Source organism: Spirosoma aerophilum, from assembly GCF_054782495.1.
The window spans coordinates 69,432-87,142 of the sequence record NZ_BAAGSJ010000040.1; the positions used below are offsets into that span (position 1 = coordinate 69,432).

The 17,711-nt window shown below is 51.6% G+C and carries 17 protein-coding genes; 15 read left to right on the plus strand and 2 right to left on the minus strand.

Annotation, left to right across the window (positions count from 1 at the left end; all coding sequences use genetic code 11):
* Positions 1–95: 95 nt before the first annotated feature.
* The 3 genes from ACYVK4_RS31735 to ACYVK4_RS31745 all read left to right on the plus strand — a co-directional run bounded on the left by ACYVK4_RS31735 (position 96) and on the right by ACYVK4_RS31745 (position 2,114).
* Positions 96–758, plus strand: a complete 663-nt coding sequence (locus ACYVK4_RS31735) for a recombinase family protein (protein WP_461072982.1) — start codon at positions 96–98, stop codon at positions 756–758.
* Between the two features lie 132 nt (positions 759–890).
* Positions 891–1,352 carry a hypothetical protein gene (locus tag ACYVK4_RS31740; RefSeq protein WP_461131606.1) on the plus strand — a complete coding sequence of 154 codons (462 nt, stop codon included), beginning with the start codon at positions 891–893 and terminating at the stop codon, positions 1,350–1,352.
* A gap of 174 nt (positions 1,353–1,526) precedes the next feature.
* Positions 1,527–2,114 (plus strand): hypothetical protein, encoded by a 588-nt coding sequence (locus ACYVK4_RS31745; protein ID WP_461131607.1) that lies wholly within the window; start codon positions 1,527–1,529, stop codon positions 2,112–2,114.
* A gap of 246 nt (positions 2,115–2,360) precedes the next feature.
* On the opposite strand, the gene ACYVK4_RS31750 is transcribed toward ACYVK4_RS31745, so the two are convergent.
* Positions 2,361–2,759: a MerR family transcriptional regulator gene (locus tag ACYVK4_RS31750; protein WP_461131608.1), complete on the minus strand. Its 399-nt coding sequence runs from the start codon at positions 2,757–2,759 to the stop codon at positions 2,361–2,363.
* A 65-nt stretch (positions 2,760–2,824) separates the two neighbouring features.
* Between ACYVK4_RS31750 and ACYVK4_RS31755 the strand changes: the two genes are divergently transcribed.
* Complete coding sequence (locus ACYVK4_RS31755; protein WP_461131609.1) at positions 2,825–3,241, plus strand: hypothetical protein; 417 nt, start codon at positions 2,825–2,827, stop codon at positions 3,239–3,241.
* Between the two features lie 27 nt (positions 3,242–3,268).
* Here the strand turns inward: ACYVK4_RS31755 and ACYVK4_RS31760 are convergent, their stop codons facing one another.
* On the minus strand, positions 3,269–3,604 hold the full coding sequence (locus ACYVK4_RS31760; protein ID WP_461131610.1) for a YnfA family protein: 336 nt from the start codon (positions 3,602–3,604) through the stop codon (positions 3,269–3,271).
* A gap of 268 nt (positions 3,605–3,872) precedes the next feature.
* Here ACYVK4_RS31760 and ACYVK4_RS31765 point away from each other — a divergent pair, with 268 nt between their 5' ends.
* The 11 genes from ACYVK4_RS31765 (at position 3,873) to ACYVK4_RS31815 (ending at position 17,711) form a co-directional block, all read left to right on the plus strand.
* Positions 3,873–4,214, plus strand: a complete 342-nt coding sequence (locus ACYVK4_RS31765) for a DUF6660 family protein (RefSeq protein ID WP_461131611.1) — start codon at positions 3,873–3,875, stop codon at positions 4,212–4,214.
* Positions 4,215–4,314: 100 nt separating this feature from the next.
* Entirely contained in the window at positions 4,315–5,154 is an 840-nt protein-coding gene (locus ACYVK4_RS31770) for an MbnP family protein (RefSeq protein WP_461131612.1), read from the plus strand.
* Between the two features lie 2 nt (positions 5,155–5,156).
* On the plus strand, positions 5,157–6,245 hold the full coding sequence (locus ACYVK4_RS31775) for a cytochrome-c peroxidase (RefSeq protein ID WP_461131613.1): 1,089 nt from the start codon (positions 5,157–5,159) through the stop codon (positions 6,243–6,245).
* A 153-nt stretch (positions 6,246–6,398) separates the two neighbouring features.
* A complete protein-coding gene (locus ACYVK4_RS31780) occupies positions 6,399–7,028 on the plus strand; it encodes an MgtC/SapB family protein (protein WP_461131614.1) in 630 nt (209 codons plus the stop codon).
* A 273-nt stretch (positions 7,029–7,301) separates the two neighbouring features.
* A complete protein-coding gene (locus ACYVK4_RS31785; RefSeq protein WP_461131615.1) occupies positions 7,302–8,003 on the plus strand; it encodes a phosphatase PAP2 family protein in 702 nt (233 codons plus the stop codon).
* Positions 8,004–8,271: 268 nt separating this feature from the next.
* Complete coding sequence (locus tag ACYVK4_RS31790) at positions 8,272–8,607, plus strand: DUF6660 family protein (protein ID WP_461131616.1); 336 nt, start codon at positions 8,272–8,274, stop codon at positions 8,605–8,607.
* A 102-nt stretch (positions 8,608–8,709) separates the two neighbouring features.
* A complete protein-coding gene (locus ACYVK4_RS31795) occupies positions 8,710–13,119 on the plus strand; it encodes a CusA/CzcA family heavy metal efflux RND transporter (RefSeq protein WP_461131617.1) in 4,410 nt (1,469 codons plus the stop codon).
* Between the two features lie 7 nt (positions 13,120–13,126).
* Positions 13,127–14,389 carry an efflux RND transporter periplasmic adaptor subunit gene (locus ACYVK4_RS31800; RefSeq protein WP_461131618.1) on the plus strand — a complete coding sequence of 421 codons (1,263 nt, stop codon included), beginning with the start codon at positions 13,127–13,129 and terminating at the stop codon, positions 14,387–14,389.
* Between the two features lie 97 nt (positions 14,390–14,486).
* Entirely contained in the window at positions 14,487–17,018 is a 2,532-nt protein-coding gene (locus tag ACYVK4_RS31805) for a heavy metal translocating P-type ATPase (RefSeq protein ID WP_461131619.1), read from the plus strand.
* Positions 17,015–17,350, plus strand: coding sequence for a hypothetical protein (locus ACYVK4_RS31810; RefSeq protein WP_461131620.1), 336 nt, complete (start codon positions 17,015–17,017; stop codon positions 17,348–17,350). The genes ACYVK4_RS31805 and ACYVK4_RS31810 overlap by 4 nt, the downstream gene beginning before the upstream one ends.
* Before the next feature lies 1 nt (position 17,351).
* Positions 17,352–17,711 carry a hypothetical protein gene (locus ACYVK4_RS31815; protein WP_461131621.1) on the plus strand — a complete coding sequence of 120 codons (360 nt, stop codon included), beginning with the start codon at positions 17,352–17,354 and terminating at the stop codon, positions 17,709–17,711.

Consider the following 17,711-nt stretch of genomic DNA (forward strand, 5'->3'; position numbering starts at 1 on the left):
AATTCCCTTTTCCACTATCTTTGTTTTGTCACAAGGCTACAACGTGCGTTCTTGACTTGTGACAAACTTCCTTTATATATACTTATAGCGTCTTTATGGTGAAATACGTAGCTTACTACCGGGTATCTACCCAAAAGCAGGGGAGGAGTGGGTTGGGACTTGATGCACAAAAGGCAGGCATCCACGCCTTTTGTGGTGATGCGTTAATCGGCGACTTTATTGAAATTGAATCGGGTGGCAAGACGAGCCGCAAGGAGCTGGCCAAAGCCATTGAACTCTGTCAGAAAGAAAACGCCAAGCTGATTGCTTACCGGCTGGACCGGGTGCTTAGGAATCTGGAAATTCTGGTTGCTCTGCGGTTGAATAAAGTTATGTTCACGGCCCTGGATTGTCTCAATGACTCCGATATGATTATTAACATCAAAGCCGCCTTAGCTGAGGATGAACTGCGCAAGATCTCCGAACGGACAAGGGCCGCTTTACACCAAAAGAAAGCCCGGGGTTTTACCTTAGGCAAACCCGAGAATTTTTGTGACGAAGGCCGTCGGAAAGGAACGGCCGTTGGCAAACAAGCCGCCCGGATTCACCCGGCTAACCAGCAAGCCGCCGAATTGATTCGACTCTATCAACGCGATAAGCTTCCCATGAGAGCGATTGCGGAACGACTCAATAAAACAGGCTTCCGGACTCGAACTGGCAAGTTGTTTCATGCCGAATCGGTACGCCGGTTAATGCGTGAATCGACCGTGCTGGAATGATATAAAGAACCCTATCAACAGTAGTATCAACTAGCATGGCCAACGCTAAAAGCTAATTTTATTCCCTTTATTTGTTTATAAGACCCCTTGCCCATTGTGGACGATTTACTGCCCTTGCCTCATCAGTCCTTGATGCGGAGTTTCTTACAGCAGAGCCATTTTCAGCACGTTTCCATTATTGGTTTATTGGCAATGGCTTTCCAGACTCGCCTGCTAATGAGCGAACCTGATAAACCCCTTCGTGACGATATATCTCTACTGGGGTGGCCACCCCAGTATATTACCCATCTGATGGATGAATTAGATGTAACTTCGGCTGAACTTACTCAATATGCTCGACTGGGTAATGATTTTTGGAGTTCTCAACTCAAACTGATGCCCACCTTTCAACGCACGATCGTTATGGGGCTGGCTACTATCATTCTTACCCCGTCGGGGAGCAACATGAATCCCAACCGATATACCCCCTGGCTGCGATACTGGGCAAATGAACTCAATATAGATTATCTTACCATGTCCCATTGGATGGAAATATACGGGATAAAACAGATCAATTATTTACTGGCTCGGGGGTTTATTCCCAGTGAATTTTAACAGATCTTGCGCGATTGACGGATTTCAGTAAGAACCAAACAGTCGCTGATACACATCCTATTTAAGGCAATGGATGTTCCTTGATCGTTGTAGTCGTGTCTGGCTATAGTGTATTGCTAATCTTGCCAGCTAGTCTTTAAGCTTAGATTTCCATTACTCTTTCACCTTCTAGCAATGACACCGAAGCAAATTCAACGGCTGGAGAAAAAGATTGCTGATATTAAACGAGCTTTAGCCGCCGAAAAACGAAAGTTTGGTGGCTACGATGATTCGCGAGGATTGCGCTATTTACCCACTCGGTATTATCTTCAGTTAGGCGATTACAAAGGGGGAGTAACGTATACTCGTTGGTTCGCCAAAACATTTCCCGATGACATTGGCTTTCCCGATTTTCTGTTTGAATGGACAGTACTGCTTTTCAAAGCTGGCAAATTCGACCAAGCCAGGATCAAGGCTTGGCAAACCTTCTGTTCTAATACGTATATCCTGGATACATTTCTAGGCAATCCAGCCCAGCCCATAGCTAAATACGAGTGGTCCAATCTGGCTCAGGAAAGCTTTACCGATCAGTTTCCCTATTCGCAGCAGCAAGCCGAACTACAGGATTTTAGTCAGTGGTTAGTCGAGCTTTTGTCAACGGATTTATTCAAAACCCGTAAAGACCGCTACATAGCCATTCAGCAACGATTAGCCACTGAGGACGACCAGGAAACGCGGCGCTATTTATTGAGCGAAGCCCATCAGCTAGAGGAGTGGTTTTAAAGCAAAGCCGTTTGATTCATAAACTCAGCTACGTCCCAATTTTTGAGACGTTGATACGTGAGACGGCAATTTGAGATTACTAATAATGTCCGGGTGTATGTCCCGAGAGGAAGCTATGCTGTTTTGGAAAAACGGGCGTTTGAAGAAACACTACCCTAACTGTCCGATCCTGAAAATAAATTATCTTCGTAAAGTTGCGATGAAGCCGTTAAGCGTCGATCCAAGCCTTTATAATAGTACCAAAAACTACTTTGCTGCGGTTAAGTTGTCATCCAGAATCGCTGTGATTCTGCAATGATTAGGACAATCGGCAACCGCTTCCAACAACTGTTGTTTGATGCGCTGCAATTGGCTGATTTGCTCTTCGATCAGCCGGACTTTTTCTAGTACCTGGCCTTTGCCTGCTAGGCAGTCCAAACCACCGGTTTCGTAGCAGGTAATGACCTGCCGAATTTCTGCCAGTGTGTAGCCGATCTTCTTTAATTCCTTGATCGCCCGAAGTCGCGATAAAATGGCCAGTGAATATTCCTTGTAGTTGTTTTCCCGCCTGGCTCGTTTGGGCAATCGCAACAGACCGATTTTCTCGTAATACCGGATCGTGTCGCGGGAAAAGCCCGATTCTCGGGCTAGGATGCCGATGAGCATAACTATTTATCGGTGAAACGCTTGACAGTGGACTATACTCCACCGTTTAAATTTACCAGAAAAACATGAAAGCACTCCTGCTTACCGGGTTTGCCTGGCTGGTCGCACTGTCCTGCCTGGCTCAGACAAAAACAGTAAAGACGATGGAAACCGAAGCCGTATTGAAAAAGAAAATCGCCCTGGCCTGCAAGCTTACGGACAAGAACCAGATCAAGCGAATGAATGAATTGCATCAGACGCTTTTTAAAAAAGTGTCGCGCGCCGTAGAGCATCCCAATATTTATGAGCTGGTATTCGAGAAGTCGGATAATGCCATGATTGTCGATCTGGCCGAATTTATCAAATTCGAGCGACTATGCTGCCCCTGGCTAGTATTTCATTTAACCTTTCAGCCCGAAGAAGGCCCGATTTCGTTGGAGATGAGCGATTCCGCCGAAACAAAGCAAATGGTCTATCTGGTGATGGAACTCGACAAACTTTAAAAGCCCGCCGTTCGCTAGGCTGGCTGCTTAATTACGGGGCGCGTAATAGATGATGCACACCCCGACGAGCGCGATTAATGCGCCAATAATATCGTATTTGTCTGGCCTAAATCCATCCACCTTCCAGGCCCATAGAAGCGCCATAACGATAAAAAATCCGCCATAGGTAGCGTATACCCGGCCAAATCCGGCTGGCTGAAAAGTAGCCACGATGCCATAGCCTGCCAGAATGATACCGCCAACAAGGCCATACCAAAGCGGTTTTCCTTCTTTCATCCATTGCCAGACCAGGTAACCGCCCCCGATCTCACACAGGCCCGCCAGAATAAATACAAGAATGGATTTTAAAACTGCCAGCAGCATACTCGTAAAACGCTAAGGGGCTCGTTCAAAAATAGAGCTAACCATCAAGCAGTACGCAAGGCTTCCGCCTAGACATCCGGCCATTCGCTTTGCTTAACGGCCTGTGCCGCTTTCTCCACATCCTCAGCGACGCACACGAAGTCACCTCCCGTAAAGTTGCCATTCCTTTAACTAAATCAAGCGGCCATATTCTTTATGGTCTACGAAATAAAATATAGACTTGTATTTGACTACCTGTTGTACAAAGCTTTGCCGTACCTTTGTGGCTGTGAAGTGGTTTACGACGATATTGTCTCTCTACCTGCTTGGTCTATCGGTATGGCCTTGTGCGGATGAGGTGCAGCCTATTCCCAGGCAGGACCATACGATCGTGCTGTCAAAAGCTGATCGGTCTTATCCCGGTTCGTCCCATGAACACCGCGATCAATGTACCCCTTTTTGTAGCTGTTCGTGTTGTGCCGCTATCGTTACGTTCCTGCCACAGTTCAGCTATAAGCTGACTGCTTCCGTGGCGATAAAACCTGTAGTGGCCACCAGCTTCCGCTATACATCTCCCCATTGGGCTGATACGCTCTCCGCCATCTGGCAACCGCCCAAGCTTACCGTCTGAACACAACTGAGTTTATGACTAATCGTGCCCGCTTTTAATCAGCGTGTGCTGCTAGTTTGTGAACAGCTTCTTCTTGTTACTCACTTGTTCAGATCTGATCATGCTGGATCGTATCATTCGCTTTTCCATACAGAATAAACTCATTAGTGGGCTTTTTATGCTCAGCTTACCGCTAGCCACCTGGCTTATTTCCTGTACAAATGGGTCGCCCGAACCTACAATGGGCTCCGTTAAGCTCACGTTTGATAATGTCGTGGGTAACCAGGATTTAGAATTGGCTAAGGGTAGGTATGTAAATGCGGGTGGCGAACCGTTTAGCATTACAAAACTTCACTATTTTGTCAGTAACCTTCGGTTTCATCGCGCCGATGGTACTGAGTACGTAGTGCCTCAAGATAGCAGTTATTTTTTAGTCCGCGAATCCGACTCCGTTTCGCAAACGCTCACAATTAACCAGGTACCCACTGGCCACTACACCCGTGTTAGTTATTTGATTGGTGTAGATAGCCTGCGTAGCACATCGGATATAAGTCGTCGAAAAGGGGTACTTGAACCCGGAAGCGTTGCCAATGACGCCATGTACTGGGATTGGAATTCAGGCTATATTTTCTTCAAACTTGAAGGATTGTGCCCCCTGTTAACGGCAGATCAATCCGATGAAAAACGGTATCAGTATCATGTTGGCTTTTTTGGGGGCTATGACGCCAAAACAATCAACAACCTACGTACCGTTACACTACCCTTAGGCACCAGTGGTGTTCAAGTGGGCAGCCAGACAACGGTTCAAATTACCATACTGGCTGATGTACTAAAGGTATTTAATGGTGCCGCTCCCCTACGTATCGTGGCTAGTCCGAATGTGATGGTCTCTCCTTTGTCGGCCATAATCGCTACGAATTATGCAACTATGTTTCGATTCAGCCACCAATCAGTACAGTAATCATGACACATTGGCGCTCCCTTGGGCTTTATATAAGTGTGACTGTATTTGGTATGGCGGTGGCCTGTCAGCAAACTCTGTCGGTAGAGCCTGATTTACCTGGCAAGCCTCCCTTGGTTGTGTATCAAACGACACCTTACCCCTGGACTAAACCAGTTAATTTCCCTGATCCCGTTTATGACCTACGTAAAAATCCCTTGACCTACGAAGGGGTCGCTTTGGGTAAATCGCTTTTTTTTGACGGGATGCTGTCCCGTGATGGTACGATCACCTGTGCCTTCTGTCATATTCCGGAAGCCGCCTTTGCCCACACAGATCACATCGTGAGCCATGGCATTCGTGACCAGCTTGGCCCCCGCAATGGGGTAAGCATTCAGAATGTAGCCTGGAACCCGGCCTTCTTCTGGGATGGCGGCGTTCATGATCTGGATCTACTACCCATTTCCCCCATTCAGAATCCGGTGGAAATGGGGGATTCGCTACCGAACGTACTGAACAAATTGCGGACAAGCGCTAAATATCCGCCTATGTTTAAAGCGGCCTATGGAAGCGATGAAGTCACCTCAGAACGCTTTTTAAAAGCTTTATCCCAGTTCATGCTCACACTGGTATCAGCCAATTCGAAGTATGACAAGTACCGTCGAAATGAAGTGGGTGGTGAATTTACGGATCAGGAACTTCGGGGACTTTCCTTATTTAAAACCTTTTGCAGTAGTTGTCATTCGGGTGAACTATTTACCGATCAGCAATACCGCAATAATGGGTTACTTCCCAAGGCAACTAAACCAGATTTTGGGCGGTATAGCATTACCTTAAATGAATCGGATAAGTATACCTTTCGTGTACCAAGTCTGCGCAATATCGAACGGAATCTACCCTATATGCACGACGGTCGCTTTTCCAGTTTGGAACGTGTGCTGAACCATTATGCAACGGGCATCCAGGATAATCCCACCCTAGATCCCTTGTTAAAAACGGGTAATCAAGTCGGTTTGCCGCTAAGCCAGCAGGAACAGAAAGACATTATTGCTTTCCTCTACACCTTAACGGACTACACGTTTCTAACGGATCGCCGGTTTAAACCTTTTTAATCGCTACGGCGGACCCCTAAACAACAAACGCTCCTTTAGTCAGTCAGTTCCTGTACAACGGGCAGAAAAAAAGCGCCGTAAACGCGAACAACCCTATCAGTTAGCAGACAGGACTGCCAGTCAATGCTGAAGTAATTCGTCAATTGAGGTTTAGTGTCAATCCATTCTTTTGATCTAAACAATACGCAGGATGGAGCATGGGTGGTATTTATTAAAGCTCCGATCTGTTTCATCGTCTTTTTAGGACCTGGAGTCCATATTCAAGCACTTTGTCAGACCTATACGCTACAAATAGTCACAAATAACCAAGTAAAAAATGGATCTAAACGTAGAATTAGTCCTGGTGGCCCAACTTTTTGTGGCGTTTGTACTGGGGGCATTATTGGCTTTGAACGTGAAAGCCAGGGGAGTCCAGCAGGCATTCGAACGTATACTGCCATTACGCTGACTGCCGCCCTATTCACTTTAATTGGCGTGCATTCCCCGGATACTACTGCATCCGGCAGGATTGTGGCCAATATCGTTACGGGCATCGGATTCATGGGAGCTGATATTATTTATAACAACCTTGCCGAACGGACTACCCACGGGCTAACGACCGCATCTTCTATTTGGGGAGCCGCTGGAATTGGCGTAGCAGTGGCCTATACTATGTATTTTATTGCGGTAGGTGCCACGGTGGCTATCTATTTTCTACTGGCATTACAACACGTCAAGTGGTACATACAATTCAAGGAAAAAGCAGTGGCCAAATCACAAAAGAGGCCTAAACAGGAAAATTGACACCTGTTTTTTGATAATAGACTTCTAGGAACCGGCCCTTCTGAGGGCCGCGTTCCTCTTCCAAATGATTGACAGGACAATTAAAAATCTGATTCTAGCCGTCCGCCTAACTTGATGCGTTGATAGATCCTAATTAAACCCGCTTCCGCACTAACGCATGCAAAAGCCCTGTAGCTATCGCCGGTTTTAGTACTTTCCATCAAACTCCATCCTATGAAAAAACAATTTTTTTGCAGCTTTTTAATGGCCTGCTGTCATCTCAGTCTGCCTATAATGGCACAGAATAGCCCGATTGACACGACGCTTTCGAAAATCCAACGAACTCAGGTTGACTCGTTTCGCCCTGTATTCCGTCCATCAGCTTACCTGATTCCCGCTGCGTTGATGAGTACGGGCCTGCTGACTCAAGGCTACTTAAGTCGCCAGGTTCGCCAGGAAGTTCTTTCCCGGTACCGGGGCTTCAATGTCTCCCTGGACGACTATCTGCAATACGCGCCCTCTGTGGTGGTGCTGAGCTTAGGGGCAGCGGGTCTAAAAGGGCGTCATTCGTTTAGCGATCAGATTGCTCTTACTCTACTCGCAAATGCGGTCTCGCAAGGGATTAGCCAAACGCTAAAATATACGATCGCCTATCCCCGGCCTGATGGCAACGGACAGGAGTCGTTTCCCTCAGGCCATGCCACCAATGCTTTCACGGGGGCCACCCTACTGGCTCATGAATACGGGGGGCTCAATGCCTGGTATACGGTGGCAGGTTACGCCACGGCGACCACTGTGGCTAGCTTTCGAGTGCTTCGAAACCGCCATTGGCTGGCCGATGTGCTGTTCGGAGCCGGTGTAGGCATTGGTTCTACCGAACTGGTTTACGGGCTCTATCCCTGGCTTAAACACTTGGTGATTCACCGGCGACAAACGGTTTTGGTGCCTCTTTATACTGGTAATTCAATCGGCATCAGGCTAGTCTCCGTTTTTTAAGCGTACCCGTCCAGATCCTGACTAGACTCACCACAGCGGATTCATACTAGTACCGACCAACAGCCCTATCACTTTCGAACATCACCTGGAGTCTCTGCTGAGCTAACTCACCCGCATCAAGTGGCTCCTACAGACTAGTACTTTACCTCTATCTATTAGACGTAGCCGATTAGCTTTATAACGGGCAACGTTCATTTTTTTTAACTCCTTTCTTTTTGACTACCTGTTGCATATGCATTAATGGTATCTTTGTTCCGTGAATCGGTGCGTGATCCTACTAGCCTTTTATCTGCTGGGCCTTTCGCTCTGGCCCTGCGCAGACGAACTGCTGTTCCCATCAGGAACAGCAGCCACTAGCTACGCTACGTTGGCAGCCGCGTCTATACCCCAGCCGGGATCCTCGCATCCCCACCAGGACCAATGCACGCCCTTTTGCAGCTGCACCTGTTGCGCTGTTGCCTTGACGACCATTATCTTTTTCAGCTATAGTCTCACCCGGTCTGTTGACATCAGCCCGGTACGCGTAGTCACCTTCCCCTATACGCCTATTCACTGGGCTGATCAGGCGTCGGCCATTTGGCAACCCCCTCAACTTCGGGTCTGAACCCCCTTGCTGTAACCAGCGAAAACGCACCTCTTCTAAAGAAGGGTGTGCTGATTGGCTATAGACAGCATTTTCTTTCTTCTCACTTGTTCAGATCTAATCATGCTGGATCGTATCATTCGGTTTTCCATTCAAAACAAACTCATTATTGGGCTCTTTACGCTCGTTCTAATCATCTGGGGCGGCTATTCACTGAGCCGATTACCCATTGATGCCCTGCCCGATATTACGAATAATCAAGTACAGGTCATCACGCAAAGCCCCGCCCTGTCGGCTCCCGATGTGGAACGGTTAATTAGTTTTCCCATCGAGCAGACGATGGCCAATCTGCCCGATCTGATCGAAGTTCGTTCCATTTCAAGGTTTGGCTTGTCAGTCGTCACCATTGTCTTCGAAGACGGCGTCGATATTTACCTGGCCCGTCAGCAGGTCAGTGAGCGATTAGGAGCAGCCCAATCCCAGATTCCCAGTGGCTCGGGTACCCCCGAATTAGGACCTGTCTCCACGGGGCTCGGCGAAATTTATCAGTACATCATTCAACCAAAACCCGGCTACGAAAAACGCTATCCGGCTATGGAGTTGCGCTCCATTCAGGACTGGATTGTGCGACGCCAGTTGCTGGGGACCAAAGGTGTGGCCGACGTCAGCAGCTTCGGGGGCTTACTCAAGCAGTACGAAGTGGCGGTCGACCCCCAGCGGCTACGGGGCTCAGGGGTAACCATGGATGAGTTATTTACAGCTCTCTCCCGAAACAACCAGAATACGGGGGGAGCCTACATTGACCGTCGGCCCAATGCTTATTTCATTCGGTCGGAGGGGCTCATTGGCAACCTGGCCGATATGGGAAAAATAGTCGTGCGCCGGACGCCGGGGGGTATTCCCATTCTGGTACGGGACGTGGCCCAGGTCCAGCTCGGGCAGGCCGTGCGCTACGGAGCCATGGTTGGCAATGGGAAAGGCGAAGTGGTCGGGGGCATTGTGCTGATGCTGAAAGGGGCCAATGCTTCTCAGGTGATTGGTAACGTGAAGCAACGCATTGAACAAATCAAAAAATCGCTGCCTGAAGGCGTCGAAATACACGCCTTTCTGGACCGGACCCGCCTGGTTAACCGGGCCATTGGGACCGTAGAGAAAAACTTAATTGAAGGGGCCCTCATCGTCATCTTCGTGCTGGTGTTGCTGCTGGGGAACTGGCGGGCGGGATTTGTCGTGGCCTCTATGATCCCCCTTTGTATGCTGTTTGCCGTCTCCTTGATGAACTTTTTTGGCGTATCGGGTAACCTAATGAGTCTGGGGGCCATTGACTTTGGCTTAATAGTGGACGGAGCCGTCATTATTGTGGAGGCAACGCTCCACCACATTGCGCTCAAAAATTTCCGTCACCACCTCTCCCAGGCGGAAATGGATGAGGAAGTCTTCGAATCGGCCAGTCGCATTCGATCCTCAGCGGCCTTTGGCGAGATCATCATTCTGATTGTTTATCTACCTATTCTGGCCCTGGTGGGCGTGGAAGGGAAAATGTTTCGCCCCATGGCCCAGACCGTCGCCTTTGCCATTCTGGGAGCCTTTATCCTGTCGTTAACCTACGTACCCATGATTTCGGCCTTGCTGCTCAGCAAGAAACCCATCCGGGAGGGGACGCGGACTATTTCCGATCGGATTATTCACTTTTTTCACCGGCTGTATGATCCGGCGATTCGCTGGACACTCCGTCACAAAGGGATTGTGGTCAGTTTGTCGGTGGTTCTCTTTGGGCTGGCTGGATTCATCTTTAGCCGATTAGGGGGCGAATTTATTCCCCAGTTGGACGAGGGCGATTTGGCCGTGGAGATGCGCATTATGACGGGCTCATCGCTGGCCGAATCAATTGATGCCAACCTGAAGGTTGGCCAGATGCTGAAAGCCAATTTTCCGGAAGTCAAGGAAGTCATTGGTAAAATTGGCTCCAGCGAGATTCCAACGGATCCCATGCCTATCGAAGCCACTGACCTGATGGTGATTCTTAAAGACCGTCCCGACTGGACCTCAGCTACCAGCCGGGAAGAACTGGCCGAGAAGATGCAGGCCAAATTGCAGCAGATACCCGGCGTGAGTTATGGTTTTTTACAACCCATCCAGATGCGCTTTAGTGAATTGATTTCCGGCGTCAAGCAGGACATCGCCATCAAGCTCTTTGGCGAGGATCTGGGCGTACTGGCGGATTATGCCGCCCGGATCGGCCGGGTGGTGGGCAGCGTCCCTGGCGCGGAAGATCTTTACGTCGAACAGGTATCGGGACTGCCCCAGATTGTGGTCAAATTCGATCGGGATGCCCTGGCTCGTTTTGGCCTGTCGGTCGAGGAAGCCAACCGGTATTTGCAAGCCGCCTTTGCGGGGTCAACGGCGGGCCTGGTCTATGAAGGGGAACGACGCTATGACCTGGTGGTTCGCTTGCAGCAACAGAGTCGTCAGCGGCTCGAAGATGTGCAGAATCTGTTAATCGGTACGGACGGCAATGGACAAATTCCTCTCAGCCAGGTAGCCGATATTTCCTTTCAGAATAGCGTCAACCAGATTCAGCGGGAAGATGCCAAACGGCGAATCATCGTCGCCTTTAACGTGCGAGGCCGTGACGTAGAAAGCGTGGTGAACGAGCTCCAGCAAAAAATTGATGCCCAGATCAAATTCCCGCCGGGTTACTACGTCACCTACGGCGGACAGTTTCAGAATCTTCAGGAAGCCAAAGATCGACTCAGCATTGCCGTGCCAGTCGCCCTGGGCCTGATTTTTATGCTTCTGTTTTTCACCTTTGGGTCCATCCGGCAGAGCCTGCTGATCTTCTCGGCGATTCCCTTATCAGCTATTGGGGGGGTCATTGCCCTCTGGCTGCGGGATATGCCCTTTAGCATCTCGGCGGGCGTTGGCTTCATTGCGCTGTTTGGCGTGGCGGTGCTCAACGGTATCGTCTTGATCGGAGAATTCAACCACCTTAAAGACGAAACGGACCTGAGTCTGGACGAACGGATTTTGCAGGGAACGGCGACCCGCCTGCGCCCCGTGATGATGACGGCGCTGGTGGCCTCCCTGGGCTTCTTACCCATGGCACTGGCTACAACCGCGGGAGCGGAGGTCCAGCGGCCCCTGGCCACGGTTGTCATTGGTGGGCTGGTGTCGGCAACCTTACTAACCCTGCTGATTTTACCCTGTCTGTACTGGTGGGAACAAACCAAATTTGGCTCAAAACGACTTCCGGCTGTACCGGCGGGTGTCGGTAAAGTGGCCAGCTGGCTAGTAGGGCTCGGTTTACTAACCGGTAGCGCTACCGCCACGCAGGCACAGGTCCCCCAATTGACTTCAAGTGGCCCCTTATCGCTCAATGCGGCCCTGCAGCAAGCAACGGCCAATAACGGGACGGTCCGCATCAATACGTTGACTATTAGCCAGCAACAAACGGGACGCCGGGCGGCCCGCGACATCGGGGCCACCAACTTTTCCTGGATGGGCGGCCAGTATAATGGCCCTAATTTCGATAACAATTTTACCATTTCTCAAAACCTGCCGAATCCCAAACTGGTCCGCCAGTTGGGGCGGCTGGCGGATGCCAACGTGGCCGGCAGTGAAGTTCAGGTCCGCATTAGTCAAAATGGCCTTCGATCCCAGGTAAAAGCCGCTTACTATGACCTGCTGTACCTGACGGAACGGCGTCGGCTGCTCCGCAGTCAGGACAGTCTGCTGATTGCCTTCCGGACAGCGACGGACCTTCGACTCAAAACCGGCGAAGGAACCGCCCTTGAGGTGGCTACTGCCAATAATCAACTCGGTGAAATTCGGAATGCGTTGGCCCAAACCGAAGCGGACCGTCAAATCGCCCTGAGTCGGCTGCAAACCCTGTTGAATACCAACCAGCCGATCGATCTGGCTGACAGCCTACTGACACGCCGGCCGCTTCCCGCAGTCACCGACTCAGCGACCTTGGCACAAACCCCGGAACTGGCCTTTTTACGGCAGCAAATCGACGTAGCCGCCCGTCAAACGGATGTGGAACAGGCTCGGCTGCTCCCCAGTTTTTCACTGGGGTATTTTAACCAGTCACTAATCGGCACGTATACGGTGAACAATGCGGAAGTGACCTATGGAGGGGGTAAACGATTCCAGGGCGTCACGGCGGGGGTAGCCCTGCCCCTGTTTACCCGGCCCCAGCGGGCCCGCGTCGAGGCGGCCCGGCTGGGCCAGCAAATCGGAGAAGCGACACTGGCGCTTTCCCAGCGCAATTTACAAGGTGAACTAAGCGCTACTATTCAGGAAATTCGCAAGTTACAGAGTAGTCTGTCCTACTATGAGCAAACAGGCTTACCTACCGCCCGGCTGCTGGCCGACAAAGCGGGCGTAGCCTTTCGGGCGGGTGAGATTGCCTACCTCCAGTATTCGCTGGCCCTCACCCAGGCCTATCAGACCCGGGCCAGTTACGTCGATGTACTGGGCAGCTACAACCAATCCGTCATTCGCCTGGAGCAGATCCTGGGCTTACCTTAATACAACCATGAGACAAATCATCCTTTTCGTCGGTCTACTGGGACTGACCATTGCCTGTAATCAAGCACCTAAAAATCAAACCGACACCCAGACGACCGATTCCAGTGCCACGCCCGAAGCACCTCCCGCGGATGTCGTAGAATTAACGAGTGATCAGTTGCGCATTGGGGCTATCGAAGTGGGCCAGGTGGCCTATCGAAACTTAGGGGTATTGCTTCAGGTCAACGGGCGACTGGCCGTCCCGGCCCAGAGTCAGGTCGCCATCACGGCCTTACAAGGAGGCTTTGTCCGAAGCCTGCCGCTGCTCCCCGGTCAACCGGTTCAAAAGGGACAACTACTGGCCCGGATTGAAAATCCTGATCTGGTACAGTTACAACAGGACTACGCCGAAAATCAGAGTCGGCTGACCTACCTGGACGCCGAGTTTGTTCGTCAGAGAGAACTCAGCGAACAGAACGTAAGTGCGTTGAAAGTATTTCAACAAACGGCTTCGGACCGCAATCAGGTTCGCGCGCGCCTGGGAGGGCTGGCCCAACGGCTGCGGTTGGTCGGTCTATCACCCCAAGCGGCCTTGGACGGCAAGTTCAGTGCATATTATACCGTAGTAGCCCCCGTGAGCGGGGTCGTCACGGCCATTGGCGTAACGGCCGGGCAGTACGTACAGCCCGCAGATGTGATTGCCCAACTCACCAGTAGCCAGGGTCTGTACGCCGAACTAACCGTGTTTGAAAAAGAACTGCCCCAATTGCGGGAAGGCCAGCGGGTAAGCCTTCGGCTGAACAATGAAGGGGGAAAAGAGCGGTCGGGTCACATCACGTATATCAACCGGACCATTGATGCCGACCGTTCGGTGCGGGTGGTCGCCAAACTCGACAAGACGGATGCCCGCTTAGCACCCAATACATTCCTTAAGGCAACCCTAGATTTAGGTGACAGCCGGGTGACGGCCCTGCCCGAAGCCGCTATTGTCTCGGCCGAGGGTAAGGATTACATTTTTGTGGTGACCGATGAGAAAGCCCCGGAAGAACACGAGCACCAGGAAGGGGAGGCAAAACACACTGAAAAAGAAGCCCACCCTCATCAAGCGGGTGAAACCGAACAGCACGGGATGCGTTTTAAACAGATTCCGGTACGCCGGGGGGTTACCGAGGGGGGCTATTCGCAAGTGACGCTGCCTGCCAATTTTGATCTGAACAAAACCAAGGTGGTTGTCAAAGGAGCCTTTGCCGTACTCTCGCAATTAAAAGGCGGGGGCGAAGAAGAGGAATAAACGAAAGGATAAGCACGCAGGCTTTACCAAAGACGTAAGCCTGTCGTGCTTACAAAGTCCTCCAATAGATAGTCGTTCACCATACATCATTGCGTCAATGGAAAAACTACAGCTTGATATACCCGTGTTGCTGCCGGACCTGCCGGACCAAAAAGATCAGTGCGTCCAGCGGTTAATGGCTCTCTTAGAGGATCGGCCCGGTCTTGACAAAGTTCACATTCGGCCCGCTACGGATAAGCATCCCGATCAACTTTGTATTCATTATGACCCCGGGACTATCTCTCTGACCCGTGTACAGACCCTGGCCCGGCAAACAGGAGCTGAACTCACCCAGCGCTATGGTCATTATATTGGTCACCTAGCGGGTATTCGCCATGCCCGCCACGCTCGGACGGTCAGCGATCAAATCAGTCGCTGGCCTGGTGTGCTAGAAGCCTCCGTTTCGGCCAGCGGGGCCGTTCATCTGGAATTTGATCATCAACAAATTAGCCTAAGTGCATTGATGGATCAGTTAGCCAAAAATAATACGCCGGGGCAGCTAACAGACCAGGCTAAGAGCCGGGCTACGGAGCCAAAGAATCCTGATCACCAGGGCCACGACCATGCGCCGGGTGAAACGCACGACCACGGGGCCAGCGCATCGGACCAGCCCTCGAACGACAACCACATACATACGGCAGGTGACGGCCACAATCATGAGCACGGCGGGATTTTCGGCCCGAACACCGAGTTGATCTTTGCCAGCCTGTGCGCCGTCTGCCTCGGCATTGGTTTTGGACTTTCGTTCGTAGCGGGCCTGCCCACCTGGGTGAGCCTGACACTGTATGGTCTAGCTTATTTCTTTGGGGGCTTCTTTACGGCTAAAGAGGCAGTAGAAACCATACGGCAGGGCAAGTTCGAGATTGATTTTCTGATGCTGGTGGCAGCCGCCGGAGCTGGGATATTGGGTGAGTGGGCGGAAGGAGCCTTACTGCTGGCACTGTTCAGCATTGGCCATGCTCTGGAACATTACGCCATGAACCGCGCCCGCAAGTCCATTGCGGCCCTGGCAGACCTCAGCGCCAAGACCGCCACCGTTAGGCGAAACGGAAGAACCGAAGAAGTTGACGTAGCGACGCTCCAACTAGGTGAGGTTATCATCGTTAAGCCCAATAGCAAGATCGCGGCTGACGGGGCAGTCGTGAAGGGGAGCGGACCCGTCAACCAGGCTCCTATTACCGGCGAAAGCGTACCCGTCGATAAGGTGGCACTGACGGACGAAAACGCGGATCCGGCCGGGGCGAAGCCGGAAAACCGGGTGTTTGCCGGGACCATCAACGGAAACAGTGTGCTGGAAATTAAGGTGACCAAAGCCGCCCAGGATTCGACGCTGGCCCGGCTGATCAAGCTCGTCAACGAAGCGGAATCCCAGCAGTCGCCCACCCAGCAGTTTACTGATCGATTCGAGCGCTGGTTCGTGCCCGCCGTGCTGATTTTAGTGGTAGCCCTGTGCTTTGCGTATTTAGTGATCGACGAACCATTTTCAGTCAGCTTTTACCGGGCAATGGCGGTGCTGGTGGCTGCCAGCCCCTGCGCTCTGGCTATTTCGACGCCTTCTGCGGTGCTGAGTGGTGTGGCACGGGCGGCCCGCGACGGGGTGCTCATCAAAGGAGGGCGTCCTTTAGAAGATCTGGGTGAATTAACGGCCGTAGCCTTCGATAAAACAGGTACGCTCACCCAGGGAAAACCAACACTCAGTCAGGTTGTTTCCCTGGCCGGATCGGAAGAACAACTCCTGCTGGTCGCCGTGGCGGTCGAGGGACTGAGCGACCATCCCCTGGCGGCATCCATCGTGCAGGGCGTAAAAGCTCGATTAGGCGATAAGCCGGTACCCGAAGCCACGGCGCTAAAGGCCCTGACGGGGCGGGGCCTGCAAGCCACTGTGGACGGCAAGCCCGTATTTGTGGGGAACAAAGCCCTCTTCGAAGAGCAGAAAACGCTCACCGATGCGGTTCGGAAGCAAGCCGATGAACTGGAAGCCGGTGGTCACACCGCGATGATTGTGCGGCATGGCGACGAGTTTCTAGGCATTCTAGGCGTGATGGACACCCCGCGTCCCGAAGCCAGACATACCCTGTCGGACTTGAAAGAACTGGGTATTAAGCGCATGATTATGCTGACGGGGGATAATCAGCGGGTCGCTGATGCCATTGCCAAAGAGGTCGGCCTAACCGATGCCCTAGGCGATCTGCTGCCCGAAGCCAAGGTGCAGGCCATTCAGAAACTGCGCGAACAGGAAGGCAAGGTGGCCATGGTCGGCGACGGCGTCAATGATGCCCCGGCGATGGCTAAGAGTACAGTCGGCATCGCCATGGGAGCGGCTGGTTCAGATGTGGCTCTAGAGACTGCCGACATTGCCTTGATGGGCGATCAACTGGAAAAGCTGCCCTTTGCCATTGGCCTGAGCCGGGCCGCTCGGCGCATCATCCGTCAGAATCTGTACATTAGCCTGGGCATGGTTGCCGTGCTGATACCATTGACTATGCTGGGGATCGCCCGGATAGGGCCCGCAGTGGTGGCCCATGAGGGATCTACTTTACTGGTTGTCTTCAATGCCCTGCGGTTGCTGGCTTATCAACAAAAAAAATGAAGAAGGAAAACCACGTATTGCTAACGCCAACAGGTAACAAGGTTCACCTGCACGCCCGCGATGACATTCGCAGTGTGCGGGTGGATCGCCTGGTGTCTGAAAACGACCTGACCTTTGCCCACTACCCGGCCCTGTCGCTGGCCATCGTCGACGAAGCAGACCTGGTGCTCTGGAGCGAGGAACTATACCCGTATGCGCTGCCGGAGACCCCCTCTGAAGCGATTATCGGGCGCACGTTTGCCGTCTGGGAAAGCCTGACCATTGAAATAGATACCCACGGAGAATCGTTTGATTTTTCGATTCGGGTGTATTACACGCTAAACCCGGACTGAGGTGAAAACTATACGAAGCGCTTGTCTGGCGGCATCGCTGCTTTTGCTGCTTATGGGTTGCGCTTCATTTCCGCAATACCGCCCTATCCAGGATGCGACCAATTCAGGGGCTTCAGTGGATTCAGCCCTTGTCACCATCTTTCTGTTAGAGCGTGATTTGCCAGCTAGGATGGAGCGGATCGGAACCGTTACAATTCATACGTTCGGATCGATTTATTCGACGCATCAACGGGTAGAAGATGAACTGCAAAAACTGGGTCGACAAAAGGGGGCTACCGGTGCGTATCGTATTCATCATGGTACCTACGACCATGATAAAGATGGATTAATCACGTATTTATTATTTCGTTATACAAAATAA